Source organism: Micromonospora sp. NPDC049139, assembly GCF_055586845.1.
This window is the reverse complement of sequence record NZ_JBVJHK010000002.1, coordinates 46525-72252: the sequence shown is the minus strand read 5'-3', so window position 1 is coordinate 72252 and position 25728 is coordinate 46525. Positions and strand designations below refer to the sequence as shown.

Below are 25728 nucleotides of genomic sequence, written 5' to 3'. Positions count from 1 at the left end.
TGGGCTTGTTATAGCCTCTCGAACATGCGTACGAACGAGGTGATGAGCCGGCTCGAAGCCGCCGTCAGCGCTCTGGGGGACGTCGATGTCTCCGCGTGGCCCGAGGACACGCTCAAGGAACAGCTCGGTGAGCTCTCCGCCGCCCTGGTCGCGCTCGACACGGTGCTCTCCCGGGTCGCCGACGAGATCCGCGCCCGCGGGCTCCGCATCGAGGAGCCCGTCTCGGCCTGACCGCCCGGCCCGCGTGACGGCCCGGGCACGGCAATGCCCGGGTGGTGTCGGGGGTGGCTGGCAGGATGGACCCGTGCGGTTCATCGACCTGGCAGCCACCTCCGCCGCCGTCGGCGCCACCCGGGCCCGACGGGCCAAGGTGGAGTTGCTCGCCGAGGCGCTGCGGTCGCTCGACCCCGACGAGGTCGCGGCCGGCTCGGGGTGGCTGGCCGGCGAGCTGCGCCAGCGGCAGACCGGGGTGGGCTGGGCGAGCCTGCGTGACCTGCCGCCCCCGGCGGCCGAGCCGACCCTGACCGTGGCCGCCGTCGACGCGGCCGTCGACGAGATCGCGGCGGTGCGTGGGCCGGGGTCGCAGGCCCGCCGCCGGGCGCTGCTCGGTGCGCTCTACGCCGCCGCCACCGCCGACGAGCAGCGGCTGCTGACCGGCCTGTTCAGTGGCGAGCTGCGGCAGGGCGCCCAGGCGGGGCTGCTCGCCGACGCGGTGGCCCGGGCGGCCGACGTGCCGGTCGCCGCCGTACGCCGGGCTCTGCTGCTCGCCGGCGACCTGCGGGCGGTCGCGGTCGCCGCGCTCGACGGCGGCGCGCCGGCGCTGGCCGCCTTCGGCCTCCAGGTCGGCCGCCCGCTCGCGCCGATGCTGGCCCAGAGCGCGCCCTCGGTGGACGAGGCGCTCGCCGCCACCGGCACGCCCGCCGTGGTCGACGTCAAGCTCGACGGCATCCGGATCCAGGTGCACCGCTCCGGCCACGACATCGCCGTCTTCACCCGCAGCCTCGACGACATCACCGCCCGGGTGCCCGAGGTGGTGGCCGCCGTGCGGGCGCTGCCCGCCCGCGAGCTGGTGCTCGACGGCGAGGCGATCGGGCTCGACGAGACGGGCCGGCCGCTGCCCTTCCAGGAGACGTCGAGCCGCGCGGCGCGGCGCACCACGCCGAGCACCACCGGCCGGGCCCCGGTCGCCCCGGCCGTGCTCGCCGCCGCCGAGTCCACCGGCGAGACGGTGCTGACGCCGTACTTCTTCGACCTGCTGCACCTCGACGGCAACGACCTGATCGACCTGCCCGGCCGGGAGCGCTGGGCCGCGCTCGCCGCCGCGGTCGACCCTCCGCTGCTGGTCGGCCGGATGGAGGTCGACGGCCCGGAGCGGGCCGGCGAGGCGTTCGCCGCCGCGGTCGACGCCGGCCAGGAGGGGGTCGTGGTGAAGGCGCCCGACGCCCCCTACGACGCCGGCCGCCGGGGCGCCGCCTGGGTCAAGGTGAAGCCCCGGCACACTCTCGACCTGGTGGTGCTCGCGGTGGAGTGGGGCAGCGGCCGGCGCCAGGGCTGGCTGTCCAACCTGCACCTCGGCGCGCGGGACCCGCGCACCGGCGACTTCGTGATGCTCGGCAAGACGTTCAAGGGCCTGACCGACGAGGTGCTGCGCTGGCAGACCGAGCGGTTCCTCTCCCTCGCCGTCGAGCGCGGCGACTGGGTGGTGCGGGTCCGCCCCGAGCAGGTGGTCGAGATCGCCTTCGACGGGGTGCAGACCAGCTCCCGCTATCCGGGCGGGGTGGCGCTGCGCTTCGCCCGGGTGGTGCGCTACCGCGACGACAAGACGGCGGCCGAGGCCGACACCATCGACGCCGTACGCGCCATCCACGCAGGGCGGGCCAGCGGCTGACCGCCCGGCGGGGGTGTGCCGGGCGGCGCGAGCCGTGGGCGGGTCACATGTTCGACAGCGACCGGGCGTAGTTGACCTGGTTGTTGATGTGCTGCACCTGGGCCTGGTTCGCGACGGGCATCCGGGCCACGTACTGCTGGGCGCCGTTCGACACGGTGATCTGCACGGTGCCGTGGTGCCGGGTCTCCTTGATCAGCAGGAACAGCAGGCTGAAGATGGTCAGGCAGAAGAAGCCGACGATGGCGCACACCACCGCCCAGGTGGCGGTCTTCTGCTCCTGCTGCCAGTGGTCGACGACGTGCCAGGAGGCGCCGGCGAGCGGCAGCACGCCGGCCGGCGTATGGATCACCGGCGGGCTCACCATGATCTCGCCGATCTGCACCGCCACCGCACCCTGGGCGGGCGGCGGGTAGCCGGCCGGCAGCGGGCCCGGCTGCCCGACCGCGGGCGCCATCACCGGCGGGTGCGGCCCCGGCCGGACCAGATCCGTACCGGGCGACGCCGCGTAGGGCTGGGCCGGCGGGGCGGAGTACTGCCCGGCGGCCGGTGGGACGGAGTAGGGCTGGGCCGGCGGCGCGGAGTAGGGCTGGGCCGGCGGGGCGGAGTACTGCCCGGCGGCCGGTGGGACGGAGTAGGGCTGGGCCGGCGGCGCGGAGTAGGGCTGGGCCGGTGGGGCGGAGTACTGCCCGGCGGCCGGTGGGACGGAGTAGGGCTGGGCCGGCGGCGCGGAGTAGGGCTGGGCCGGTGGGGCGGAGTAGGGCTGGGCCGGCGGCGCGGAGTCCGGGTCGGGGAGCGGCGGTGCGAGGTGGTGCGGCGCTGCCGGCGGCGCCTGGTGGCCGGCCGAGACCGGGGCGGATGCCCAGGGATCGGTCGTCGGGTGCGGCTGAGTCGGCGGCTCCGAGGGCGGCAGCGGCATGGTGGGATCAGGGGTCACTGCGAACCCCCACGCAGATTGATCATTGACGGACCCTACAACGGGACCGGTATGGCCGAGGAATCGCGGATCGTCCGTCCTGCGCCCGGAACCGGCGCGGCGGACCGCACCGCTCAGGCGACGCTGTGCGACGCCGGCTCCGCGGCGCGGTCGGAGGGCCGCTCCTGCCCCACGCCGGCCAGCCGGCGGGCCTCCCGGCGGGCCACCCAGCCGTAGCCGAAGAGGGTCATCGCGGCGAAGATCCACCACTGCACGACGTAGCCGAAGTTCTGCCAGTTGTTGGTGTGCCCGACCGGCACGTCCTTGAAGGTCGGGTCGGCCGCCGGGGTCTGCTCGTCCAGCAGCAGGTACGCCCCGTGCACCGGGTACGGCAGCTCCTGGGCCAGCCGGGGCACGCCGATCCGCCGGGTCTCCAGCTTGCCGTCGCGCCGGGTGACGCCGACCGAGCCGCTCTCGCTCAGGTGCACCCGGCCCGTCACGGTGACCTCACCGGTGGGGGCGGGCGGCACGTCCGGCTGGACGGTCGCGTCACCGCCCGGGGCCGGCGGGATCCAACCCCGGTCCACCAGCACCGCCGTGCCGTCGGCCAGCACGAGCGGGGTGACCACCTCGAAGCCGACCGTGCGCTCCACGGCGCGGCCCCGGACCAGGACGACGTTCGCCGAGTCGTACCGGCCCGTCACGGTGACCTTGGTCCAGGACCTGTCCTCGGCGGGCGCGGGGCCGGCCGTGCCGCTGCCTCCGGTCGGGGCGGGCAGCACGTCGCGCAGCGGGACCGGGTCCATCCGCAGGCCGGCGTCGATCCGTTCGTTGATCGCCGTACGCCCGTGGTAGCGGTCCAGCTGCCAGTTGCCGAGCAGCACCATCACCGCCGCGGCGACCAGGGTCAGCGCGAGGATGCCCAGCCAGCGCGGCGTCAGCAGGAACCGGTACACGACCACGAGGCTACCCCTGTGCTCCGGGCCACCGACCTCGGTGGCCCCGATCCGCGCCGGGTCACCGACCTCGGTGGCCCCGATCCGCGCCGGGTCACCGGCCTCCGCGGGCCCGATCCGCGCCGGGTCACCGGTCTCGGAGGCCCCGGTCCGCCCCGGCGCCGCGCGCCCGACAGGTCCGCTCGGCGGCGGCCACCCGCCCGCCCGCGTCGGCTATCGTCACGCGGGCGGACCGGCCCGGTCGGCCCGCCGCAGGGTTCCCCCGCCGCCCCGCAGGGAGTCGATGATGACCGTCGTGCCGCGCCTGGTGCTCAGTGCGCCGTCCTCCGGCCACGGCAAGAACACGTTGGCGATCGGGCTGCTCGCGGCGCTCGCCGACCGGGGCGTCGACGTCGCCGGGTTCAAGATCGGCCCGGACCACGTCGACGCCGCGTACCTCGGGCTCGCCGCGGGGCGCCCCGGTCGCACCCTCGACCCCCGGCTGGTCGGCGCCGACCGGATCGCCCCGCTGGTCGCCCACGGGGCGTCGGGCGCCGGGCTCGCGCTGGTGCAGGGCAGCATGGGGCTGTACGACAGCCTCGCCGGCCGTCCGGAGAGCGAGTCGACGGCCGCCGTGGCGACCGCGCTGCGCAGCCCCGTCGTGCTGGTGGTCGACGTCGCCGCGATGGGGCAGTCGGTGGCCGCCCTGGTGCACGGCTTCCGGGCGTACGACGAGCAGCTCTGGCTCGGCGGGGTGGTCCTCAACCGGGTGGCCTCGGCGCGGCACGAGGAGCTGCTGCGCGCGGCACTCGACGACGTCGGCGTACCGGTCTACGGGGTGCTGCGCCGCCACGACCTGCCGGCGGTGCTGCCGCCGCGCCGGCACGGGGCGGTGCCCGCGCTCGCCCGCACCGGTGAGGCCACCCGCGCCGTCCGCCGGCTCGGCGAGGCGGTCGCCGCCACGGTCGACCTGGACCGCCTGCTGGGACTGGCCCGCTCCGCCCCGCCCCTGCCGACGCCGCCGTGGTCGCCCGAGGCCGGCCGGCCCGCCGCCGGCCCGCGCCCGGTCGTCGCGGTCGCCGGGGCGGCGGGCGGCAGCTACGGCCACGCCGAGGCCACGGAGCTGCTCCGGGCGGCCGGCGCGGAGGTGGTGACGGTCGACCCGCTGCACGACGAGGCGCTGCCCGCCGGTGCCGTCGCGCTGGTCGTCGGCGGCGGGCTTCCCGAGTCGTACGCCGAGCAGCTCTCCGCCAACCGTCGGCTCTGCATCGCGGTCGCCGAGCTGGCCCGCACCGGGCGGCCGGTCGTCGCCGAGGGCGCCGGCCTGCTCTGGCTGGCCCGGGAGCTGGACGGGCTGCCCATGTGCGGGGTGCTCGACGCGGTCGGGACCAGCCGGGACGGCCTGGTCGTCGGCTACCGGGAGGCGACCGCCCTGACCGACAGCGTGGTGGCGCCGGCGGGCACGGTGGTGACCGGGCACAAGGAGCACCGCGCCGTGCTCACCCCGCGCGCCGGCGCGCGGGCGGCCTGGAGTTGGGCCGGCGGGGCGCCCGAGGGCTTCGTCTGGCGGGGCGTGCACGCCTCGCAGCTCACCGTGCACTGGGCGGCGTACCCGCAGCTCGCCGCCCGGCTCGTCGGCGCGGCGGCGGAGGCGGCGGCCGACCCCGCGACCGCCGGGGTGCCCGCGTGATCGGCCAGGTGGCGGTGCGCCGCTTCCCGGCGCTGACGGTCTCCACGCCCCGCACCGAGGTACGCGCGCTGACCGCCGCCGACGCGAAGGCCGCCGACGAGGTCTTCGCCGACCGGCAGACCCAGCGGTGGCTGCCGCTGGTCGACACGTCCGGCCAGATCGACGGGCTGGCCTGGTGCACCGACCTGGCCCGGCAGCGGCGTGACAGCGGCGACGGCGACCACTACGCGGTGGTGCGGCGGGAGGACGACCGGGTGGTCGGCTGCCTGTGGACCCGGCGCACCGACTGGGGCGCCCGGTGCACCGAGGTCTCCTACGCGATGGCGGCGCACGCGCGGGGCTTCGGGCTGGCCGCCGAGGCGGTCGACGCGCTCGCCATCGCGCTGATCCTCGAACACGGCTTCCAGCGCGTCGAGCTGCGCGTCGCCCCCGGCAACCTGGCCTCCCGCCGGGTCGCCGAGAAGGCCGGCTTCAGCTACGAGGGACTGCTGCGCAACGCCGGCTTCGTCCGGGGTGGCCGGGTCGACCTGGAGGTCTGGTCCTTCGTCGCCGCCGACCTGCACTGACTCCTGAGGCTGGCCGGGTCGGTCGGCCGGCGGCGGGGGCGGCGGGCGGTGGTCAGCCGACGATGCGGTCCGAGGGCGGGGTGAACTGGCGGGTCGGCTGCCCCTTGAGCGCGTCACGGAGGGTCTCCGCGACCGCGGCGATCGGGATCTGGGACTGGCCGTCACCGACCGCGTTGAACGGGTTGTCCGGGTCGGAGATGAAGCTCGCCGCCGCCAGTTCCGGGGTGTAGCCGACGAACCAGGCCGACCGGGTGCTGTCGGTGGTGCCCGTCTTGCCCGCGACCGGCCGGCCGACCGTGCCCCGCACGCTGTCCGCCGTCGACCAGCCGCCGCAGCTCCCGCGGGCCGGGGTGTCGCCGGTCGGGCAGCGGGCGGCGTCGGTGGCGGCCCGGGCCGCGTCGGCGTTCACCACCTGCCGGCAGCGCGGCTTGGCGACCTCGCGTTCGATCCCGGAGGCGGTCTTCCAGGTGGTCGGCGTGCCGTCCCGGTTGTAGATCGCCTGCACGGGGATCGCCTCGCAGTACCGGCCGTCCGCGGCGATCGCGGCGTACGCGTTCGCCATCTCCAGCGGGGTGGCGTCGGAGACGCCCAGGGTGAACGCGCCCCACGTCTTCGCCTTCGCCGGGGACGCGTGCTCCCGGTCGACGTCGGTGCGCCAGCGCAGCCCGAGCTGCTCGGCGAGGCGGACCGCCTTGTCGGCGCCGACCTGCTCCTCCAGCCACACGAAGTACGTGTTCACCGACTTGCCGAAGCCGGACCACATGGTCTGGTTCCCGGACATCGCGCCGCTGGCGTTGGACGGCGCCCAGCCGTTGTAGACCTCGGAGCGGTACCGGTACGGGGCGTTGAACGAGGTGGACAGCGGCAGGCCCGCGTTCAGCGCGGCCAGCATGGGGAACATCTTGAACGTCGAACCGGCCTGGTAGCCCGGCAGGTCACCGCCGCCGAGCAGGGGCGCCACCGTGTTGGGGTAGTTCGCCTTGATGTTCGGCCCGGCCTCCGGGTTGGAGCTGGGCGGGTTCTCGTCCAGCTTCAGCGAGTACGTCCGGTTCACCGCCATCGCCTTCACCCGTCCGGTGCCGGGCTCGGAGACCACGATGCCGTTGGCGAACGGGCTGCCGGTGTTCTCCTTGCTGCCGACGTTCTGCTCGGCGGCCGCCTGGATCTTCGGATCCATGCTGAGCACGATCCGGTAGCCGCCCCGGCGCAGCTTGTCCATCCGTTCCAGCCGGTTGTCCCCGAACGCGGGCTGCGCGCTCCACCAGTTCTTCAGGTAGTCGCAGGCGAAGCCCCAGCTGTTCCACTTCTCCGGCACCGACGCGCAGTCGTTCGGCGGGTAGGTCAGCTTCAGCCGGATCGGCTCGGTCTTGGCCTGCGCCACGTCATCGGGCGAGAGGTAGCCGAGCTGGCTCATCCGGTCCAGCACGTAGTTGCGCCGGCCGGTGGCGTCCTTCTGGTCCGAGCTGGCCGGGTCGTACTCGGACGGGGACTTCACCAGCCCGGCGAGGGTGGCCGCCTCGACCGGCGTGAGGTCCTTCGGGGGCTTGGAGAAGAAGATCTCGCTGGCCGCGTAGATGCCGTACGCCCGGTGCCCGAAGTAGGCGGAGTTGAGGTAGCGCTCAAGGATCTGCTCCTTGCTCAGCTCCTTCTCCAGGTCCAGCGCCATCCGCATCTCCCGGACCTTGCGCAGGCTGGTCTGCTGGGTGGCCTCCTGCACCTCCTGCGGCGTCTTCGCGCTGTCGCGCAGCGCCATCCGGACGTACTGCATGGTGAGGGTGGAGGCGCCCTGGGAGACGCCGCTGGAGCGGGCGTTGGCCACGAAGGCGCGGGCGACGCCCTTCGGGTCGACGCCCCGGTGCTGGTAGAAGCGGGTGTCCTCGGCGGCGACGATCGCCTGCTGCATGTTCGGCGAGATGTCCGCCAGCTTCGTGTACTGCCGGTACTCCTCGTAGAACATCGTCAGCACCGTCTTGCCGTCGGGCGCGTAGAGGTACGACGTCTCGGCCGGCAGCGCGGTGGTGAGGATCTTGGTCTTGTGCTCCATGGCGTGCGCCGTGACCTTCGCGCCGAGGCCGGTGGCGGCGGCCACCGGGTAGGCCACGGCGGCGACCACGATGCCGGCGATCAGCCCGGCGCGGAGAAGGGGAACGAGACGACCAGCGGCAGCAAGGGGTCGGTTGCTCACAGGGTCAAGTTATGACATTTCCGATTCGCACTTGAGAAATATTCATAAACGCCCGTGTGGTGACGCGCCCCACGCCGGGATCCGCTGTCCCGTGCGCCGCCTTCCCGGCAGGATCGCGGACATGCGTGGTCAGCCGACCGAGACCCTCCCCGCCGCCGAGCCCGGACCCGACCCCGCGGGGCCCGCACCCGACCCCGCCCGGACCGGACCCGACCCGGCCGGGCCCGCACCCGACCCCGAGGGAAACGAGCCCGACCTCACCCACCACGGGGACGCCGAGGTGGGCGACGGGCTGGTCGACCTCGCCGTCAACGTGCGGCGGGACACCATGCCGGACTGGCTGGCCGACCCGGTCACCGCCGCCCTCGGTGACCTCGCCGCGTACCCCGACCCGGGGCCGGCGCGGGCCGCCGTCGCCGCCCGGCACGGGCGCCCGCCGGCCGAGGTGCTGCTGACCGCGGGCGCGGCCGAGGGCTTCGTGCTGCTGGCCCGGGCGCTGCGGGGCGTACGCCGGCCGGTGGTGGTGCACCCGCAGTTCACCGAGCCGGAGGCGGCGCTGCGCGCGGCCGGGCACCAGGTGGAGCGGGTGCTGCTCGACGCGGGCGACGACTTCCGGCTCGACCCGGCCCGAGTGCCCGCCGACGCCGACCTCGTCATGATCGGCAACCCGACCAACCCCACCTCCGTGCTGCACCCCGCCGCCGACCTGGCCGCGCTGGCCCGGCCCGGCCGGGTGCTGGTGGTCGACGAGGCGTTCGCCGACACCACGGTCGCGGCGGGGGCGGCCGGCGAACCGGAGTCCCTGGCCGCCCGACGGGACCTGCCCGGCCTGGTGGTGGTCCGCAGCCTCACCAAGACCTGGGGACTGGCCGGCCTGCGGATCGGCTACCTGCTCGGCGAGGCCGCGCTGCTGGAGCGGCTGGCCGCCGCCCAGCCGCTGTGGGCCGTCTCCACCCCGGCCCTGGCCGCCGCGTCGGCCTGTGCCACGCCCGTCGCGGTCGAGGCCGAGCGCGCCATCGCCGCCCGGCTCGCCGCCGACCGCGCGCACCTGGTCGCCCGCCTGTCGGCCCTGCCCGGCGTACGCGTCGCCGGCCGGCCCGCCAGCGCGTTCGTGCTCGTCCACCTGCCCGGGGCCGCCCAGGTGCGGGCCGCCCTGCGGCAGCGCGGCTGGGCGGTGCGCCGGGGCGACACGTTCCCCGGTCTCGGGCCGGACTGGCTGCGGATCGCCGTGCGCGACCCGGCCACCACCGACGCGTTCACCGAGGTACTGGCGGAGATCCTGGAGGCATGATGCTGGAGACCACGATCGCGGCGATCCGGCCGCCGGACGAGCCGGCGATGGCCGCCGCCCGGGAGTCGCAGGGGCGCCTGACCAAGCCGGCCGGTTCGCTCGGCGCCCTGGAGGAGCTCTCCGTACGCCTCGCCGGCCTGGCCGGGCACTGCCCGCCGCCGCTGCCGGAGCCGGCCGCGGTCGCGATCTTCGCCGGCGACCACGGCGTGCACGCCCAGGGGGTGACCCCCTGGCCGCAGGAGGTCACCGCGCAGATGATCGGGAACTTCCTGGCCGGCGGGGCGGTGGTCAACGCGTTCGCCCGGCAGGCCGGCGCCTCCGTCACCGTGGTCGACGTCGGCGTGGCCACCCCGCTGCCGGTCCCCGACGCGCCGGCGGCCGACCCCGCCGGGGCGGGTACCACCGGAGCCGCGCCGGGCCGGGACGTGCCCCGGCTGGTCGCGGCGAACGTCCGACCCGGCACCCGGGACCTGGCGGTCACGGCCGCGCTCACCCGGGACGAGGCCCGGGCGGCGGTGGAAACCGGCATCCGGGTGGCCGGCGAGCTGGTCGACGCGGGCGCGGGCATCCTGCTCACCGGGGACATGGGCATCGGCAACACGACGCCGGCCGCCGCCCTGATCGCCGCGTTCGCCGGCATCGACCCGGCGGAGACGACCGGGCGGGGCACCGGGGTCGACGACCCCACGTACGCCCGCAAGGTGGAGGTGGTGCGCACCGCGCTGCGCCGGCACGCCCCCGACCCGGCCGACCCGCTGGGCGTGCTGGCCGCCGTCGGTGGCCTGGAGCACGCCGCCCTGGCCGGACTGATCCTGGGCGCCGCCGCCCGACGGACCCCGGTCCTGCTGGACGGGGTCATCGCGGTCTCCGCGGCCCTCGCCGCGGCGGCCCTCGCCCCGCACGCCGTGGCCGCCATGGTGGCCGGGCACCGCTCCGCCGAGCCGGGCGCCACCGTCGCGCTGCGCCGGCTGGGGCTGGAGCCGCTGATCGACCTGGGGCTGCGCCTCGGCGAGGGCACCGGCGCGCTGCTCGCGCTGCCGGTGGTCACCGGCGCGGTCCGGGTGCTGCACGAGGTCGCCACCTTCGACTCGGCGGGGGTGGCCGAGAAGTGAGCGGGCGAACCATCCGGATCAGTGGCGTGGCGCCCCGCGCCGGGGAGCGGAGCGAGGGGGCGGCGTGAGCGACAACCCGTACCCCCTGGGCCTGCGGCTCGCCGGCCGGCGGGTGGTCGTGGTGGGTGGGGGAACGGTGGCCACCCGCCGCGTGCCCGCCCTGCTCGACGCCGGCGCGGACGTCTTCCTCGTCGCGCCGGAGCTGACCCCGGCGCTGCGGTCGCACGTCGACGCCGGACGGCTGCACTGGGTGCCGCGCCGGTTCGCCCCCGACGACCTGGACGGCGCGTGGCTGGTCCAGGTCGCGGTCGACGACCCGCTCGCCGCCGCGTCGGTCAGCGCCGCCGCCGCCGAGCGCCGCATCTTCTGCGTACGCGCCGACGACCGGGCCGCCGCCACCGCCTGGACCCCGGCGGTGACCCGGCACGGGCCGGTGACCGTGGCGGTGCTCGGCGGCGGCGACCCGCGCCGGGCGATGGCCGTCCGCGAAGCGATCCGCGACCTGCTGGATGTAAGGAAGGGCCCCCTACTAACGCCTGCGGTAGAGGAAGGGACCCTTCCTTACACCCGAGCCGGGCGGGTGGCGCTCGTCGGGGCCGGGCCCGGCGACCCGGAGCTGATCACCGTCAAGGGTTGGCGGCTGCTCACCGAGGCGGACGTGGTGGTCGCCGACCGGCTGGTGCCGGGGTTGCTCCTCGACGAGCTGCGCGCCGACGTGGAACTCGTGGACGCCTCGAAGATCCCGTACGGGCCGTCCCGGGCCCAGGAGGAGATCAACCGGATCCTGGTGGACCGGGCGCTGGCCGGGAAGTTCGTGGTGCGGCTCAAGGGCGGCGACCCGTACGTCTTCGGCCGGGGCGGCGAGGAGCTGCTGGCCTGCGCGGCGGCGGGCGTGCCGGTGACCGTGGTGCCCGGCGTGACCAGCTCCGTCGCGGCACCGGCCGCGGCCGGCATCCCGGTCACCCACCGGGCGGTGGCCCACGAGTTCACGGTGGTCTCCGGGCACGTCGCACCCGACTCGCCGGCCTCCCTGGTTCGCTGGGACGCGCTGGCCGGGCTGCGCGGCACGCTGGTCGTCCTGATGGGGCTGAAGAACCTCGCCGCGATCACCGCGACGCTGGTCGCGCACGGCCGCCCGGCCGAGACGCCGGCCGCGGTGGTGCAGGAAGCGACGACCGGCTCACAGCGGGTGCTCCGGTCGACCCTGGCGGACGTCGCCGCCGACGCGGTCGCCGCGAACCTTCGTCCCCCGGCCGTCGTGGTCATCGGCAACGTGGTCGACGCCCTCCGCACCTGAATTCCCCGCCCCTGCAGCGCTCGTTGATCATGAAGTTGTTGTCGCGACACGCCGAGGCGGGCGGTAACAACTTCATGATCGACCCGGGGGTGGGGGAAGAGAGACGACGACGGCCGGAGCACGGGGCTCCGGCCGTCGTCGGGTGAACTGGTCAGGTCACTGCTTGAGCATGTTGTCCAGCAGCAGGGCGCAGCGGATCAGGCCGAGGTGGCTGTACGCCTGCGGGTGGTTGCCCAGCCCGCGCTCGGCCAGCGGGTCGTACTGCTCGGGGAGCAGGCCGGTCGGGCCGGCGGTGTCCACCATCTGCGCGAACAGCTCCTCGGCGTCGGTACGCCGCCCGGTGCGCAGGTACGCCTCGATCAGCCACGCGGTGCAGATGTGGAAGCCGCCCTCGCGCCCCGGCAGGCCGTCGTCCCAGTGGTAGCGGTAGACGACCGGGCCGCTGCGCAGGTCCGCCTCGATCCGCAGCACCGTGGAGAGGAAGCGCGGGTCGTCGCCGGGGAGCAGGCCGGACAGCCCGATCCACAGCGACGAGGCGTCCATGTCCTCGTCCCCGTACGCGACGCTGTACGCCTCGACGGTCTCGTGCCAGCCGTACTCCAGCACGTTGGCGCCGATCCGGTCGCGCAGCTCCACCCACTCCGGCCGGTCCTCGCCGCCGTGCTGGCGTACGACGTGCAGTGCCCGGTCGACGGTCATCCAGCACATGACCTTGGAGAAGATGTGGTGCCGCGGGGGGAGGCGGGCCTCCCAGATGCCGTGGTCGGGCTCGTGCCAGCGGCGGCGGACCGCCTCGACCATGTTCTCCAGCACCCGCCACTCGTCCTCGCGGACCGAGCCCCGGGCGTCGGCGACGGCGGCGATCAGGTCCGCGATCGGGCCGAAGACGTCGAGCTGGAGCTGGTGGTTGGCGAGGTTGCCGACGCGGACCGGCCGGGAGCCGGCGTAGCCGGGCAACGTGTCGATGACCGCCTCGGCGCCCAGCTCGTAGCCGTCCACGGTGTAGAGCGGGTGCAGCCGCTCCGGGTGCCCGCCGGTGCGCTCGATGCACCCGTCGACCCAGCGCAGCAGCGCCTCGGCCTCCTCGATCGAGCCCAGGTCGACCAGCGCCCGCGCGGTCATCGCCGCGTCCCGCAGCCAGCAGTAGCGGTAGTCCCAGTTGCGGACGCCGCCCAGCTCCTCGGGCAGCGAGGTGGTCGCGGCGGCGAGGATCGAGCCGGTGGCCTCGTGGCAGAGCCCCCGCAGGGTCAGCGCACTGCGGGCCACCATGTCCCGCGCGGTGTTGGGCAGCCGGAGCGAGGCGACCCAGTCCTTCCACGGCTGCTCGGCGAGGGCCTGCCGCTCGTGGACCGGCAGCCGGTGGTGTTCCAGGCTGTGCGTGGCGAAGCGCAGCTCCAGCACGACCTGCCCGCCGGCGGCGGAGAGGTCGACGACCGCCTTGGCCGTCTCGTAGTTGCCGCCGTCGCTGCTGACCTGCCACTCGACCCCGGGGGAGTAGAGCGCGACCGGCTCGTTGGAGCCGAGCACCAGCAGGCCGTCGTCGAGCGGCTGCAACTGCACCGCGACCTGGCCGAACTCGGGCCGGGGCGCGAACTCCAGCCGGACCCGGCCGGAGCCGGTGAGCACCCGGACGAGGGTCGAGTCGCCGGTGATGACGGCCGGGCCGTCGGGTGTGGTCTCGGTGGCCGGCTTGTCCAGCCAGTCGGTGACGGTCAGGCCCGACCACCGGGTCTCGACGGTCATCGTGCCCGAGCGGTAGCGCTGGCCGAGCGGGATGCCCCCACGCTCGGGGGCGACGCTGAAGTGCCCGGCCGGGCTGCCGCCGACGAGGTCGGCGAAGATCGCCGCCGAGTCCGGCTTGGGGTGGCAGAGCCAGGTGATCTTGGCCTCGGGGGTGAGCAGCGCCACGGTGCGGCCGTTGGCCAGCATCGAGTGCCGCTCGATCGGCACCGCCCGCTCGCCGAAGAGCCAGTGCCGGCGGGTCTCGAGCAGCAGGCCGAGGGCCCGGGCGGCTTCGATCGGGTCGGCCACCCGGTAGTCGGCCTGGGTGTCGCCGGGGCCGATCTTGATGCCGACGTCCGGCCCGTGCAGGTTGCCGAAGGCGTTCTCGTCGGTGACGTCGTCGCCGATGAAGAGCACCGCGCTGGCGGAGAGCTGGGTGCGCAGCTGGTCGACGGCCGTGCCCTTGTGGGTGGCGACCACCGACAGCTCGATGACCTCCTTGCCCTGGGTGACGGTGACGTCCGCCCAGGTGGCGGGGCCGGTGCGGACCGCCTCGATGGCGGCGGCGGCGACCTGCGGGTCGACCCCGCGGGTGTGCACCGCGACGCTCGCCGGCTTGCGTTCCAGCCGGATGCCCGGGTGGGCCGTGGCGATCTCGCGCAGCGCGTCGCGCAGCCGGGTGCGCACGGCGATCAGCTCGGGGGAGAGCCGCTCGACGAAGCCGATGTCGAACTCGGAGCCGTGGCTGCCGACCAGGTGCACCTCGCTGGGCAGCCGGGAGAGCGCGGCCAGGTCGCGCAGGGCCCGCCCGGAAACCACCGCCACGGTGGTCTGGGGCAGGGCGGCCAGCGCCCGGACGGCGGCCACCGACTCCGGCAGCGGGACGGCCTTGCTCGGGTCCTCCACGATCGGCGCCAGGGTGCCGTCGTAGTCGCAGGCGATCAGGAGCTGTGGCACCCGGGCGATCCGGCCGATGGCGGCGCGCAGCTCAGGGTCCATCGTGCCCGCCGCGGGCGTGACGATGTCGCTGACGGCGTTCACGCTTCCTCCGCCTCGGGCACACCGAGCTCGGTGAGGAAGGACTTGGCCCAGTGCCCCACGTCGTGGGCGCGTAGATGGCGTTGCATAGTCCGCATTCTGCGGCGGGCCTCCGGCTTCTCGACATGCACGGCCCGCAGCAGGGCGTCCTTGACCGCGTCGGGGTCGTGCGGGTTGCACAGGAACGCCTGACGCAGCTCGGTGGCCGCGCCGGCGAACTCACTGAGCACGAGCGCACCACCCTGGTCGGCGCGTGATGCGACGTACTCCTTGGCCACCAGATTCATTCCGTCTCGGAGCGGGGTCACCATCATCACGTCGGCAGCGGCGTACATCGCGGCCAGTTCAGTGCGACTGTACGACTGATGCAGATAATGCACCGCCGGCACGCCGACCCTGCCGAATTCGCCATTAATCCGACCAACTTCCCGCTCTACCTTGACGCGAAGCGCCTGGTAGTGCTCGACCCGCTCGCGGCTGGGCGTGGCCACCTGCACCATAACCGCGTCCGGGACTGTCAACTTTCCGTCAGCGAGCAACTCGCGGAAGGCCTTGAGCCGCAACTCGATGCCCTTGGTGTAGTCGAGCCGGTCGACGCCCAGGATGATCGTCTTCGGGTTGCCCAGCTCCTCGCGGATCTCCTTCGCGCGGGCCTGGATCGCCGGGTCCGCGGCCAGCCGCTCCATCTCCTTGGTGTCGATCGAGATGGGGAACGCGCCGGCCTTCACCTGGCGGCCGTCGACCTGGATCATCTGGCCCTCGTAGCGCAGCCCGAGCAGGTGCCGGGCCAGCCGGACGAAGTTCTGCGCGGCGAGCCGCTGCTGGAACCCGACCAGGTCCGCGCCGAGCAGGCCGCGCAGGATCTCGGTGCGGAACGGCATCTGCATGAACAGCTCGATCGGCGGGAACGGGATGTGCAGGAAGAAGCCGATCCGCAGGTCGGGCCGCAGCTCGCGGAGCATCGCCGGGACGAGCTGGAGCTGGTAGTCCTGGACCCAGACCGTCGCCCCCTCGGCCGCGACCTCCGCCGCGGCCTCCGCGAAGCGGGCGTTGACCAGGCGGTACGCCTCGCGCCAGCGGCGCTTGTAGGCCGGCGTCTCCACCGCGTCGTGGTAGAGCGGCCAGATCGTCGCGTTGGACTGGCCCTCGTAGTAGCGCTCCAGCTCCTCCGCGCTCAGCGGCACCGGGTGCAGCCGGATGCCCTCCAGGTCGAAGGGCTCGGGGGCGGCGCCGGTGCCGCCGGCCCAGCCGACCCAGGTGCCCTGGTGCTCGGCGAGGACGGGGTGCAGCGCGGTCACCAACCCCCCGGGGCTGCGGCGCCACTGCCGTCCCTCGGGTGTGCTCACCTCGTCGACCGGTAGCCGGTTCGCCACTACGACAAAGGAGCTGCGGACGGTCACGTTCGGCCACCTCCGGGTGCTGACGGGTCAACCGCGAATGAGCGTACTGAGCCTAGCTGCGGCGTCTGGGGCCCCGTGCCGGAGTCACCTACCCGGTCCACGTCGGCGCAACCCCGTACGTGATCTTGTCGACAGTGCCGGTCGGCGGCGGCGACGCGGCGCGCCCGGCCGGCCGGCGGGGCGGGGTGATGTGGGCGCGGCGGCGCGTACCTGTCAGGATTGACGACGGCGTGCGTGCGGCCGGCCAGCGGCCGGCGGCGGCGGACGGAAGTCGCAGCCCGCGCCCGCCGGCCCCCAGTCGCAACCTACGGAGGTAGCCCGCACCGTGGCCCAGTACATCTACGTCCTGGAAAAGGCGCGCAAGGCGCACGGCGACAAGGTCGTGCTCGACAACGTGACGCTGAGCTTCCTCCCGGGGGCCAAGATCGGTGTGGTCGGCCCGAACGGCGCCGGTAAGTCCAGCCTCCTCAAGATCATGGCAGGGTGGGACCGGCCGAGCAACGGCGAGGCCCGGCTCATGCCCGGCTACACCGTGGGCATGCTGGCCCAGGAGCCGCCGCTCAACGACGCCAAGACCGTCCTCGGCAACGTCGAGGAGGCGGTCGCCGAGATCAAGGCCAAGCTGGAGCGGTTCAACAAGATCGCCGAGCAGATGGCGACCGACTACTCCGACGAGCTGATGGAGGAGATGGGCCGGCTCCAGGAGGAGCTGGACAACGCCGACGCGTGGGACGTCGACTCCAAGCTCGAGCTGGCCATGGACGCGCTGCGCTGCCCGCCGCCGGACGCCGACGTCACCAAGCTCTCCGGTGGCGAGCGCCGCCGGGTCGCGCTCTGCAAGCTGCTGCTGGAGGCGCCCGACCTGCTGCTGCTCGACGAGCCCACCAACCACCTCGACGCGGAGAGCGTGCAGTGGCTGGAGCAGCACCTGGCCAAGTACGCCGGCACGGTCATCGCGATCACCCACGACCGGTACTTCCTCGACAACGTGGCCGGCTGGATCCTGGAGCTGGACCGCGGTCGGGCCATCGGCTACCAGGGCAACTACTCCACCTACCTGGAGAAGAAGGCCGCCCGGATGGCCGTCGAGGGGCGCCGCGACGCCAAGATGAAGAAGCGCCTCGACGAGGAGCTGGAGTGGGTCCGCTCCAACGCCAAGGCCCGGCAGACCAAGTCCAAGGCCCGGCTCGAGCGGTACGAGGAGATGGCCACCGCGGCGGAGCAGACCCGCAAGCTGGACTTCGAGGAGATCCAGATCCCGCCGGGTCCCCGCCTGGGCAGCACGGTGATCGAGGTCAACGGCCTGGTCAAGGCGTTCGGCGACCGGGTGCTGATCGACGGCCTGTCGTTCTCGCTGCCGCGCAACGGCATCGTCGGCGTGATCGGCCCGAACGGCGTCGGCAAGACCACCCTGTTCAAGACCATCGTCGGGCTGGAGGAGCCGACCTCCGGCTCGGTGAAGGTCGGCGACACCGTCTCGCTGTCGTACGTCGACCAGAGCCGGGCCGGCCTGGCGGGGGACAGTACGGTCTGGGAGACGGTCTCCGACGGGCTGGACCACCTGCTGGTCGGCAAGGTCGAGATGCCGTCCCGGGCGTACATCGCGGCGTTCGGCTTCAAGGGCCCGGACCAGCAGAAGCCGACCAAGGTGCTCTCCGGCGGCGAGCGCAACCGGCTCAACCTGGCGCTGACGCTGAAGATCGGCGGCAACGTGATCCTGCTCGACGAGCCGACCAACGACCTCGACGTCGAGACGCTCGGCAGCCTGGAGAACGCGCTGCTGGAGTTCCCCGGCTGCGCCGTGGTCATCTCCCACGACCGGATGTTCCTCGACCGGGTCGCCACGCACATCCTGGCCTGGGAGGGCGACGACGAGAACCCGGCCAAGTGGTTCTGGTTCGAGGGCAACTTCGAGGCGTACGAGAAGAACAAGATCGACCGGCTCGGCGCCGAGGCGGCCCGCCCGCACCGGGTGACCTACCGCAAGCTGACCCGCGACTGACGTGGCGGACCGCTTTGTCTACCACTGCACCCTGCGGTGGTCGGACCTGGACGCGTACGGCCACGTCAACAACTCCCGCTTCCTCACCCTCTACGAGGAGGCGCGGGTGGCGTTGATGTTCGCCGGCGGCCGGGCGTGGGGCGTGGGCTCGCTCGCCGACGGGGTCGTGATCCGTCGGCACGAGGTCGACTACCTGCGCCCGGTCGACTACGCCCTCGGCCGGGCCACCGCCGAGGCGGCTCCGACGGTGCGCATCGAGCTGTGGGTGGAGGAGATCCGGGCCGCGTCCTTCACGGTCGCCTACGAGCTGTACGACGGCGACGTGCTGGCCAGCCGGGCCCGCTCCGTGCTGGTGCCGTTCGACCTGACCCGGCAGACGCCCCGGCGGGTCAGCCCGGAGGAGCGCGAGTTCCTGCTCTCGTACGCGCCGCGGCTCGGGCCGGCATGACGGGGGCCGGGGGACCGGCCCCCACTCCGGCGGGCGCGGCCGGCGGCGGGCACGGGATCGTGGACGCGGCCGACGCGGGAGCCTTCCTCGCCCGCCTGGTGCGGCTGGACCGGGACGCGCCGGTGCGGCTGCGGCCGACCGGCGTGGCGGGGCGTACGGCCCTCTGGGGGCACCTGCCGTGGGGGGTGCTGGTCGTCCGCACCGTGGCCGGCGACGGCCCCGGCGACGTCACCGTCGGGGCCGGCGAACTCCTCGCCGAGCTGGCGGCCGGCGGTGGGGCGCTGCCCCGGCGCCGGGACGAGCGGTGGCGCTGGCCGCTGCCGCCCCCGGCCAGCCGACGGGTGGAGACGCTGCCGGCGGGGGAACTGCGGCGGATCGCCGCGGCGGCGGCGGGCACCCTGCGCGACGCCGCCGCGCACGGCGTGGCCGGCCGGGCGGTCGGCCAGCGGGCGCTGCGCGACGCGCTGCTCGACCACGTGCCGGTGGTCGTCACCCCCGACGACCCGCCCGGCGAGCCGGTCGAGGTGACCCAGCGGATGGTCCAGGGGTTGGTCCGGATGGGCTTCCTGGGCGCCGCCGGGGAGGCTGCCGGCGCGACCGGCGCGGGCGACGTCCAGGTGCGCACGGTCGGCCGTTGGGTCGGACTTGTGGGACCATACGGAGCGATCTGGTCGCAGAAGGCTACGGATCTTTCCGTCCGGCCCCTCTGAGGTCATCCGTTCGGATGACCCATGGTCATTCTTCTGTCCTGGGGCTGTCGTTGGGGGGGTGCTTCAACCCGGCTGTCCGGGTACCGTCCATCCTCGGATCCAACGCACCGTAGGCGGCTGGATCCGCTGGGGAGTGAGGTGCGCGAACGATGCCGTGGTGGTCATGGCGCCCCGGTCCCGCCAACGGCGGCGGCGATCCGGACAGTCGGAGCGGGATCACAGTGGAGGGCACCGTCCGGGTCGGACCACCGGCCCCCCGTCAGCCGGGAGACGACTGCCCGGCGGCCGAGCGGCCCGTGATGGCGGACATGCCGGCCACCGTCGAGCCGGTCACCCTGCGCCGTGTCTGCGACGCGCTCGACCTGCTCGACGTGCGCTACCTGGCCGACGGCGACGGGAACCTGCTGGCCATGTGGGAGCGGCACGCGGTGCTGGTCACCCTGGAGGGCCCCGAGGACGAGATCCTGGTGATGCGGGCCCGTCCACACGCGACGGTGCCGCCCGACTGGGCCGACCGGGCCTACCGGGTGGTCAACGAGTGGAACCACACCCGCCGCTTCTGCAAGGCCTACATCGGCGACCCGACGGAGCGCGGGCAGTTGCCGATCTACGCGGAGCTGCAGGTGCCGTTCGGCGCCGGGGCGCACGACGCGCTCCTGGTCGAGATGCTCGACTGTGGCGCGGCGGTCGCCACCAGCTTCGTCGACTGGCTGCACGACGAGGGTGCCCTGCTCTGAGCCGAGGCGGCCGTGCTGCGAGCGAAGGCGGCCGTGCTGCGAGCCGAGGCGGCCCTGCGCCGAGCCGGGGCCGTCCCGGCTGACGCGGCTCGGCGCAGGGCCGACCCCCGCGCCCACCTGGCGCGCGGTCAGGCGGGCCCGGCCGGGTCCTCCATCATGTTGACCATGAAGTACGCGGCCCGCTCCAGGTAGTCCCAGAACGCGGTGGCGATCTCCGGCGGCAGGTCGAGCCGGTCGACGGCGCGGCGCATGTGCAGCAGCCACGCGTCCCGCTCGGCGGCGCCGATTCGGAACGGCGCGTGGCGCATCCGCAGCCGGGGGTGCCCGCGCTGGGCGGAGTACGTGTGCGGGCCGCCCCAGTACTGCATGAGGAACAGGGCCAGTCGGTCCGCGGCGGGGCCGAGGTCCTCCTCGGGATACATGGGGCGCAGCAGCGGGTCGGTGGCGACCCCGGCGTAGAACTCGTCCACCAGCTTGCGGAAGGTGGGCTCGCCGCCCACCGCCTCGAAGAGGGTCATCGACGCGCCGGGACGGTCGGACTCACCTGCGGCATTCACCGTTCCATCCTGCCAGGTGCCATCCGGGGCGTCGGGGGGTGGCGGCTGTGCGTCAGCTCACCGCGTGCCGCTGGTAGCCCGGCTCGCCCGGCCGGCCGCCCACCGGGTCGCCGTCGAGCTGCTCCGACGGACCGCGCCGGCCGTCCCCCGACGGGCCCGTCTCCGTACCGGCACTGCCGGCCAGCGGGACCGCCGTGCCCGCTGTCGCCCTGCCCGCCGCCTCGGCCGCCGCGACGGCCGCGTCGACGGCCGGCTGGCTCGGCCAGCGCAGGGCGGTGAGCGCCATCAGCAGGACGCCGACCGCGCTCCACACCCCGACCACGATCGGGATCGGGTAGCGCTCGGACAGCAGCCCGGTGATCAGGACGGCCAGGCCCTGGATCACCTGGAGGCCGGTGGCCATCACCCCGAAGGCGCGCGCCCGGAAGCCGGTGGGCAGGGCCCGGACGAAGAGGCCGTTGGCCACCGGGAGCATGCCGGCCACCGCGAACCCGGAGGCCGCGGCGAGCAGCGCCACCACCAGCGGTGGCGGGTCGAGCAGGGCCGGCACCAGGGCCAGCGGGGAGAGCACCGCCAACGGCCGCATCATGGTCAGCCGCCGGTCCGGCCCGAACGCCCGGCTCATCACGAGGCCGCCGACGATGAAACCGACGGGGCTGGCCGCCATGATGATCGCCTGGGCGGCGCCGGCGTCCAGAGGACCGGCGTGCTCGCTGGCCCAGGCGGCGGCCAGGCCCTCCGGCACCACGGAGAAGAGCATGGCGGCGAAGACCAGGACGGCGATGGCCCGCAGCACCGGGGTGCCGAACACGATCTGGAAGCCCTCGGCGGTCTCCCGCAACAGGTGGCTGCGGTGCGCGGCGGTCATCGCCGGTGGGCGGTCCGCCACCCCGAAGCGGACCAGCGCGGCCGACAGGGCGAACGTCGCCGCGTTCACCAGGAGCGCGGCCGTGGGGCTGAAGGCGGCGATGGCGGCGCCCGCGAGGTAGCCGACGACCTGGGCGGCCTGGCCCACGCTGCTGTTGATCGACAGCCCCAACACCAGCCGGTCCCCGGTGAGGATCAGGGGGATCAGCGCGGACTTGGCGGCCTGGCTGGGTGGGTTGGCCAGGGTGGTGGCGAAGAGCAGGGCCAGGATCAGCGGGACGGGCATGCCGGGGATGGCGATGCCGACCATCAGCACCATCCGGACGAGGTCGCAGACCACCATGACCTGCCGGTAGCGGTGCCGCTCCGCGAGCGTCGCGAGCAGGGGGCCGCCGACCAGCCAGGGCAGGTAGCTCACCGCGAACGCGGCCGCGGAGAGCGCGACCGACCGGGTCGCCTCGTAGACCAGCAGGGTTACCGCGGCCTTGGCGATGTAGTCGCCGATCCAGGAGAGAGCGCTCGCCGCGAAGACGGCGCGGTATTCGCGATCGGCGAACACCTCACGGAAGGTTGCCGGCCCTTCCGGGGATGGTCGCTGGTCGGGCACCATCGCCTCCATCGTTCCCGGGGCGGTCCACTCGTGATGGACGGGCCCGGGAACCGTCGTCAGATTCACGGATCAGCGAGGACGTGATCACGCTCTGGGGGAGCGCGTGCACCGGATTCTGCCCGATCGTCTGACAACTGGCTAGGGCGAACGGATTGATCGTCGCATCTCCGACTGAACGAACGGACGATACCCGAGGGGCCGCCCGGACCGCGACCCCCGCCGATGGCCTTCCCGGCCGGCTCAGGTCGCGCCGCCCTGCCCGGTCTCGCCGGGGGCGGCGATCGGCACGCCGGGATAGAGCCGGGCGGCCGCGATCTTCGCGGTGATGCCCGAGTTCTCCAGCGCCTCGGCCAGCCGGCGCCGCAGCTCCCGGCCGACCGCGAACTGCCCGTCGGCGGTCGTCTTGACCACCGTACGGATCACTGCGCCCTCGACCGTCATCTGCTCGACGCCCAGCACCTCGGGCGGCTCGACGATCTCCGGCGCCAGCTCCGGGTCCACCGCCACCGAGGCGGCCGCGGTCCGCAGCACCGCCGTGGCCTGCTCGGTGCCGGCGAAGCCGATCGGCAGGTCCACCACGACCAGGGCCCAGCCCTGGCTCTTGTTGCCCACCCGGACGATCTCGCCGTTGCGGATGTACCAGAGCACGCCCCGCCCGTCGCGGACCGTGGTGACCCGCAACCCGACCGACTCCACCACGCCGGTCGCCTCGCCGAGGTCCACCGTGTCGCCGACGCCGTACTGGTCCTCGATCAGCATGAACAGGCCGGCGAGTAGGTCCTTGACCAGGCTCTGCGCGCCGAAGCCGAGCGCCACGCCCGCGATGCCGGCGCTGGCGAGCAGCGGGGCCAGGTCGAAGCTGAACTCCTTGAGCACCATCAGCACCGCGATGCCGAAGATGAACGCCGTGCTGAGGCTGCGCAGCACCGACCCGATCGCCTCGGCCCGCTGGCGGCGCCGCTCCGGGACGAACTCGCCCGGCTCCGCGGCAGCGGTGGGGATCCGCTCGCGCAGGGGCCGCAGCATGGTGGGCACGCCCGCGTCGGTGGTGGTACGCACCAACCGGCTGATCGTCCGGTGCACCAGCCACCGGGCGGCGACCGCCAGCAGCAGGATCATGACGATCCGCAGCGGCTTGAGCAGGATCCAGTAGCTGCCCTCGGCGAACCACACCGAGTTGGTGATGTCGAAGACGCTCCGGCAGAGCGCGTCGTCCAGGCAGGTCGGCGACGGGTCCGGCGCCGGCGCCTCGACGGCGGGCAGGGCGAGCGGCAGGAGGCTGGCAGCGGTCACGCTGTCTTCGTACCGCACCGGGGGCCTCGCATTCCCGCCGACCCTCCGGGCCGTGACCGGGGCCCCGCGCGATGCCGGGTCACGCCGGCCGTACGAGGGCGAACCGGTCATCGTGGCGGACGGGGGAAACGCTTCCGGAGGGACCCCGGATGAGTACGTGCGATCCCCGGTTGGCGATGGTGCATGGGCGGCCCACCCTCGGCGACCCGGGGAAGCTGTCTAACCAGGCCGCCCCGCCGGTCCTTCTTCGGCATCCAGTCCGAAATGTTCGACGGAACGCCGCAACTGTTGCACGGCGTGCAGTTCTCCGTGAATGACGTCGAGGCGCCGCAGCACTATCCTCCATGCCCAACACCTCACCGCGGCGCAATCCCTCACCAGTTCCTGGCCAGGTAGCCGCGCGGAACGTCCGGGCGCCACCTCGACAAGCTTGAGCACCTGATTCTCGTTCGGCACCATTTCGGTGCCCATGATATTCAGCGCAGGAATTGCTTGAGGCTCATGTCGTCGAGAGGATTGTCGGTGAGTGCCTTATCGGTAACGGCCGCGTTGGGCTCGATCCGCGATGGCGAGGGTGAAGCAGTGGTCACTGCCTGAGAGGGCGGTTTCGGGGGGCGTTTGTCTGGGGGGTGGCCGTAAATTAGGGGTCCCGGGCGGGGAGGGCGCGTCAGCCCGCAACCACTCGCGACGGTCATACCGCCACCTTCCCTGAGCCCCTGATCGGGTCCTGACTGCATCACCTTTAACTGGCGGTAACCAAGCTATTAATCGGCTCGGCAATATAGCCGACACTCGCGGTCGTCTATATAAGCCATAGGCTTGCCCTCGAACGCGGGAAATTCTCGCGAGTCAGGGAAGGGAGACTTCGATGCCGGATGTGGACTTGGGCGTGGCCACGGACTGGGACGAGGGTGACACCCATGGGCGAATCATGCTGCGGCAGAATCAGTGCTACCCGAACTCACCCAAGCGGGACGTGTTGATCAGCTCCCCGGTCAGCATCGAGTTGTCGGTGAACACCAACCACAGCACCAGCCAGGAGGCCGACAAGATTTTCTTCACCACCCACCACGGAAGCCAGAAGAAGATCATTGCCGTGCTGGATTCCGACGGCAATCTGCAGATCGCCGGCCGCGTCACGGAAATGCAGACGAATCTGCAGTACTGATAACGACGCGAACGTGACACCACGGGAGCGCCCGCACCGGCGGGTGCTCCCGTGCCATGCCGGGCGGGTCTGTCGAGTTGATGGAGCGTCGGCCGGCGCGGCGTGCCGCGGCACCCCACCGGAGCGCTCCGCCGGTCCTGGAGGGCGGACCCGTTCCACGGGGTGTGGGACGAAGGTGACGTGATGGCGGAGGGCCGGTGCTGGTTGCGCTACGCGATTGACGGAGGACCCGGAGGCCCGCATCGCTCACGGGGCGCCGCTGCCGCCGTATCGGCGACCGGCCGGCATCCTTGCCGCCCGGATCGAGCGCGGCGACTGGCAGCCCAACCGGGCGATCCCGTCCGAGTCTCAGTTGGTGCCGGAGTGCGGCCCTGCGCGGGCGCCCGTGCGGCGAACGATGCTTCCCGCTTCACGTCAGGCCCTTCAGTGATCTTGAGCTACCTTGATCAAATTTACGAATTCCAATGTGTATTCATGATCATCGGACGCGGATCCGGCGGGACCGAGTTTGAAAATCGGGCGTGAACGTCGACGGGATTGGAGGAGTCCGCCCCTGCTCAGGGGGTGGATCTGCCGGTTTCCGGGTGATGCCTACCTGGCTTCCGACATTAGTACGTGCAATCCGGGGGCCGATCAGGGACGATGGGCGCACGGACGTCGGTGATCCGGCCGGCGTCGGCCGCGGTGGGTCGCTGTGCCCGTTCCCGGTCGGCGGTGGTGAGTGCGGGGCCGCTGAACCGGGAGGGTGATCGCGATGCCTGACATACGACCCACGGTGGGCTCCGGTGCGCTGGTCCTCAACGCCACCTACGAGCCGCTGTGTGTCGTGTCCGTGCGTCGTGCCGCCATCCTCGTGCTCTCCGCCAAGGCGGTCTGTGTCGCCGACGGCGACGGCGTCCTGCACAGCGCCCGCAACGCGCTGCCGGTGCCGTCGGTCGTCCGGCTCACCCGCTTCGTGCGGGTGCCCTACCGCACCCACGTCGGGCTCTCCCGGCGGGCGATCTTCGCCCGGGACGGCTGGCGCTGCGCCTACTGCCGGGGCCCCGCCGAGACCATCGACCACGTCTTTCCGCGCAGCCGTGGCGGCCGGCACGTCTGGGAGAACGTCGTCGCGGCCTGCGCCCGGTGCAACCACACCAAAGGCGACAAGACCCCGGCCGAGCTGGGCTGGCGGCTGCACGCGCTGCCGGCCGCCCCGAAGGGCACCGCCTGGCGGGTCCTCGGCCACCGGGCGCCCGACCCCCGCTGGGCCGACTGGCTCGACCTGTGTGAGTCCGAGGCCGCCTGACCCGCGAGGCC

The 25728-nt window shown here is 73.7% G+C and carries 22 protein-coding genes and 1 pseudogene; 14 read left to right on the top strand and 9 right to left on the bottom strand.

All coding sequences use genetic code 11. From position 1 onward, the window contains the following. The first annotated feature begins 24 nt into the window (after positions 1-24). Entirely contained in the window at positions 25-231 is a 207-nt protein-coding gene (locus ACZ6Q9_RS03880; RefSeq protein WP_350686124.1) for a hypothetical protein, read from the top strand. A 73-nt stretch (positions 232-304) separates the two neighbouring features. Beyond that, positions 305-1888: an ATP-dependent DNA ligase gene (locus ACZ6Q9_RS03875; protein WP_393451318.1), complete on the top strand. Its 1584-nt coding sequence runs from the start codon at positions 305-307 to the stop codon at positions 1886-1888. A gap of 43 nt (positions 1889-1931) precedes the next feature. Here the strand turns inward: ACZ6Q9_RS03875 and ACZ6Q9_RS03870 are convergent, their stop codons facing one another. Both ACZ6Q9_RS03870 and ACZ6Q9_RS03865 read right to left on the bottom strand, forming a co-directional pair. Beyond that, entirely contained in the window at positions 1932-2822 is an 891-nt protein-coding gene (locus ACZ6Q9_RS03870) for a hypothetical protein (protein WP_396827653.1), read from the bottom strand. 113 nt (positions 2823-2935) lie between these two features. Beyond that, entirely contained in the window at positions 2936-3763 is an 828-nt protein-coding gene (locus ACZ6Q9_RS03865) for an SURF1 family cytochrome oxidase biogenesis protein (RefSeq protein ID WP_393451324.1), read from the bottom strand. A 280-nt stretch (positions 3764-4043) separates the two neighbouring features. On the opposite strand from ACZ6Q9_RS03865, the gene ACZ6Q9_RS03860 reads away from it, so the two are divergent. Both ACZ6Q9_RS03860 and ACZ6Q9_RS03855 read left to right on the top strand, forming a co-directional pair. Then, a complete protein-coding gene (locus ACZ6Q9_RS03860; RefSeq protein ID WP_396827651.1) occupies positions 4044-5426 on the top strand; it encodes a cobyrinate a,c-diamide synthase in 1383 nt (460 codons plus the stop codon). After that, positions 5423-5992 carry a GNAT family N-acetyltransferase gene (locus tag ACZ6Q9_RS03855; RefSeq protein WP_393260777.1) on the top strand — a complete coding sequence of 190 codons (570 nt, stop codon included), beginning with the start codon at positions 5423-5425 and terminating at the stop codon, positions 5990-5992. Before ACZ6Q9_RS03860 ends, ACZ6Q9_RS03855 begins: the two co-directional genes overlap by 4 nt. A 52-nt stretch (positions 5993-6044) precedes the next feature. On the opposite strand, the gene ACZ6Q9_RS03850 is transcribed toward ACZ6Q9_RS03855, so the two are convergent. After that, positions 6045-8177: a transglycosylase domain-containing protein gene (locus ACZ6Q9_RS03850; RefSeq protein ID WP_393451330.1), complete on the bottom strand. Its 2133-nt coding sequence runs from the start codon at positions 8175-8177 to the stop codon at positions 6045-6047. 121 nt (positions 8178-8298) lie between these two features. On the opposite strand from ACZ6Q9_RS03850, the gene cobC reads away from it, so the two are divergent. The 3 genes from cobC to cobA all read left to right on the top strand — a co-directional run bounded on the left by cobC (position 8299) and on the right by cobA (position 11877). Next, positions 8299-9468: an Rv2231c family pyridoxal phosphate-dependent protein CobC gene (gene cobC, locus ACZ6Q9_RS03845; RefSeq protein ID WP_396827648.1), complete on the top strand. Its 1170-nt coding sequence runs from the start codon at positions 8299-8301 to the stop codon at positions 9466-9468. Continuing rightward, positions 9468-10580 carry a nicotinate-nucleotide--dimethylbenzimidazole phosphoribosyltransferase gene (cobT, locus tag ACZ6Q9_RS03840; RefSeq protein ID WP_396828009.1) on the top strand — a complete coding sequence of 371 codons (1113 nt, stop codon included), beginning with the start codon at positions 9468-9470 and terminating at the stop codon, positions 10578-10580. Before cobC ends, cobT begins: the two co-directional genes overlap by 1 nt. A 64-nt stretch (positions 10581-10644) precedes the next feature. Further along, positions 10645-11877 (top strand): uroporphyrinogen-III C-methyltransferase, encoded by a 1233-nt coding sequence (gene cobA, locus ACZ6Q9_RS03835; protein WP_396827646.1) that lies wholly within the window; start codon positions 10645-10647, stop codon positions 11875-11877. A gap of 156 nt (positions 11878-12033) precedes the next feature. Here the strand turns inward: cobA and otsB are convergent, their stop codons facing one another. Next, entirely contained in the window at positions 12034-14598 is a 2565-nt protein-coding gene (otsB, locus tag ACZ6Q9_RS03830) for a trehalose-phosphatase (protein ID WP_393451479.1), read from the bottom strand. A gap of 38 nt (positions 14599-14636) precedes the next feature. Beyond that, positions 14637-16037, bottom strand: coding sequence for an alpha,alpha-trehalose-phosphate synthase (UDP-forming) (locus tag ACZ6Q9_RS03825; RefSeq protein ID WP_350708526.1), 1401 nt, complete (start codon positions 16035-16037; stop codon positions 14637-14639). Positions 16038-16362: 325 nt separating this feature from the next. Between ACZ6Q9_RS03825 and ettA the strand changes: the two genes are divergently transcribed. The 4 genes from ettA (at position 16363) to ACZ6Q9_RS03805 (ending at position 19934) form a co-directional block, all read left to right on the top strand. After that, complete coding sequence (gene ettA, locus ACZ6Q9_RS03820) at positions 16363-18039, top strand: energy-dependent translational throttle protein EttA (RefSeq protein ID WP_393260766.1); 1677 nt, start codon at positions 16363-16365, stop codon at positions 18037-18039. Between the two features lies 1 nt (position 18040). Next, a complete protein-coding gene (locus ACZ6Q9_RS03815; protein WP_357695622.1) occupies positions 18041-18487 on the top strand; it encodes an acyl-CoA thioesterase in 447 nt (148 codons plus the stop codon). Further along, complete coding sequence (locus ACZ6Q9_RS03810) at positions 18484-19197, top strand: DUF8185 domain-containing protein (RefSeq protein ID WP_393451339.1); 714 nt, start codon at positions 18484-18486, stop codon at positions 19195-19197. The genes ACZ6Q9_RS03815 and ACZ6Q9_RS03810 overlap by 4 nt, the downstream gene beginning before the upstream one ends. A 149-nt stretch (positions 19198-19346) precedes the next feature. After that, a complete protein-coding gene (locus ACZ6Q9_RS03805) occupies positions 19347-19934 on the top strand; it encodes a type III secretion system chaperone family protein (protein WP_350708519.1) in 588 nt (195 codons plus the stop codon). Positions 19935-20062: 128 nt separating this feature from the next. On the opposite strand, the gene ACZ6Q9_RS03800 is transcribed toward ACZ6Q9_RS03805, so the two are convergent. The 4 genes from ACZ6Q9_RS03800 to ACZ6Q9_RS03785 all read right to left on the bottom strand — a co-directional run bounded on the left by ACZ6Q9_RS03800 (position 20063) and on the right by ACZ6Q9_RS03785 (position 23732). Next, positions 20063-20452, bottom strand: a complete 390-nt coding sequence (locus tag ACZ6Q9_RS03800; protein ID WP_393261638.1) for a globin — start codon at positions 20450-20452, stop codon at positions 20063-20065. Positions 20453-20543: 91 nt separating this feature from the next. Beyond that, positions 20544-21968, bottom strand: coding sequence for an MFS transporter (locus ACZ6Q9_RS03795; protein WP_396827642.1), 1425 nt, complete (start codon positions 21966-21968; stop codon positions 20544-20546). 240 nt (positions 21969-22208) lie between these two features. Beyond that, positions 22209-23261, bottom strand: a complete 1053-nt coding sequence (locus ACZ6Q9_RS03790; protein WP_393451345.1) for a mechanosensitive ion channel family protein — start codon at positions 23259-23261, stop codon at positions 22209-22211. A 219-nt stretch (positions 23262-23480) separates the two neighbouring features. Beyond that, positions 23481-23732, bottom strand: a complete 252-nt coding sequence (locus ACZ6Q9_RS03785; RefSeq protein WP_393451348.1) for a hypothetical protein — start codon at positions 23730-23732, stop codon at positions 23481-23483. 397 nt (positions 23733-24129) lie between these two features. On the opposite strand from ACZ6Q9_RS03785, the gene ACZ6Q9_RS03780 reads away from it, so the two are divergent. From ACZ6Q9_RS03780 to ACZ6Q9_RS03770, 3 genes and pseudogenes are all read left to right on the top strand, one after another. Next, positions 24130-24429, top strand: a complete 300-nt coding sequence (locus ACZ6Q9_RS03780; RefSeq protein ID WP_393260756.1) for a DUF6342 family protein — start codon at positions 24130-24132, stop codon at positions 24427-24429. 217 nt (positions 24430-24646) lie between these two features. After that, positions 24647-24829: pseudogene (locus tag ACZ6Q9_RS03775) on the top strand (GntR family transcriptional regulator); the annotation flags it as partial. Between the two features lie 354 nt (positions 24830-25183). Continuing rightward, positions 25184-25717 (top strand): HNH endonuclease, encoded by a 534-nt coding sequence (locus ACZ6Q9_RS03770; RefSeq protein WP_396827639.1) that lies wholly within the window; start codon positions 25184-25186, stop codon positions 25715-25717. The last annotated feature ends 11 nt before the right edge of the window (positions 25718-25728 follow it).

Excerpts from the sequence above, each read along its gene's own strand:
- ACZ6Q9_RS03880 (WP_350686124.1), top strand. The coding sequence starts at position 25 with ATGCGTACGAACGAGGTGATGAGCCGGCTCGAAGCCGCCGTCAGCGCT.
- ACZ6Q9_RS03860 (WP_396827651.1), top strand. The coding sequence starts at position 4,044 with ATGACCGTCGTGCCGCGCCTGGTGCTCAGTGCGCCGTCCTCCGGCCAC.
- cobC (WP_396827648.1), top strand. The coding sequence starts at position 8,299 with ATGCGTGGTCAGCCGACCGAGACCCTCCCCGCCGCCGAGCCCGGACCC.
- cobT (WP_396828009.1), top strand. The coding sequence starts at position 9,468 with ATGCTGGAGACCACGATCGCGGCGATCCGGCCGCCGGACGAGCCGGCG.
- otsB (WP_393451479.1), bottom strand. The coding sequence starts at position 14,598 with ATGGACCCTGAGCTGCGCGCCGCCATCGGCCGGATCGCCCGGGTGCCA.
- ACZ6Q9_RS03810 (WP_393451339.1), top strand. The coding sequence starts at position 18,484 with ATGACGGGGGCCGGGGGACCGGCCCCCACTCCGGCGGGCGCGGCCGGC.
- ACZ6Q9_RS03805 (WP_350708519.1), top strand. The coding sequence starts at position 19,347 with ATGCCGTGGTGGTCATGGCGCCCCGGTCCCGCCAACGGCGGCGGCGAT.
- ACZ6Q9_RS03800 (WP_393261638.1), bottom strand. The coding sequence starts at position 20,452 with ATGACCCTCTTCGAGGCGGTGGGCGGCGAGCCCACCTTCCGCAAGCTG.
- ACZ6Q9_RS03795 (WP_396827642.1), bottom strand. The coding sequence starts at position 21,968 with ATGGTGCCCGACCAGCGACCATCCCCGGAAGGGCCGGCAACCTTCCGT.
- ACZ6Q9_RS03785 (WP_393451348.1), bottom strand. The coding sequence starts at position 23,732 with ATGGGCACCGAAATGGTGCCGAACGAGAATCAGGTGCTCAAGCTTGTC.
- ACZ6Q9_RS03780 (WP_393260756.1), top strand. The coding sequence starts at position 24,130 with ATGCCGGATGTGGACTTGGGCGTGGCCACGGACTGGGACGAGGGTGAC.
- ACZ6Q9_RS03770 (WP_396827639.1), top strand. The coding sequence starts at position 25,184 with ATGCCTGACATACGACCCACGGTGGGCTCCGGTGCGCTGGTCCTCAAC.